Origin of the sequence: Myxococcus sp. CA033, from assembly GCF_013336625.1 — a bacterium.
In the GTDB taxonomy this organism is placed as follows: domain Bacteria; phylum Myxococcota; class Myxococcia; order Myxococcales; family Myxococcaceae; genus Myxococcus; species Myxococcus llanfairpwllgwyngyllgogerychwyrndrobwllllantysiliogogogochensis.
This window is the reverse complement of record NZ_JABUMU010000097.1, coordinates 1-404: the sequence shown is the minus strand read 5'-3', so window position 1 is coordinate 404 and position 404 is coordinate 1. Positions and strand designations below refer to the sequence as shown.

The following is a 404-nucleotide window of genomic DNA, read 5'->3' as shown; positions in this document are numbered from 1 at the left end:
AGCCTTCGACACCATGCCTGCGTGGCGGAAGTAGACGTGACAGCCGCCGCCACTGGTGCGGGCCGTGACGGTATCGGGCAGCTCGCCTCGCTCTTCCTCCAACTGCACGAGGGTCGCCACTCCGTCGGCCTTCGCGTCCGCGTCCACAACATCCACGCCGGAGAGGGCCCCCGTGGCGATGGCGACATTGGCGAACGGCCACTGCTGCCACCACTCGCGGATTTGGGCCTCGTCCGTCGTGGCGTCCTTCACTCCGTTGCGTGTGCGTGGGTGTTTACCCGCTTGGCTGCATTCCGCTCCCTTGGGGCAAGCGCAGATGAGGGCGCCGGAGGGCGAGCGAACGGGCTCGAAACAGGGGAAGACATGCCAGCCGCGTCCCGCGTACTCCAGGGCGGCGGCTTCCA

1 protein-coding gene is annotated in these 404 nt (G+C 68.1%); it reads right to left on the bottom strand.

Translation table 11 applies throughout. The annotated features are described in order from the left end of the window. On the bottom strand, window positions 1-390 hold a 390-nt coding region (locus tag HUA78_RS45800; protein WP_254624275.1), incomplete at its 3' end, for a bifunctional DNA primase/polymerase. Between the last annotated feature and the right edge of the window lie 14 nt (window positions 391-404).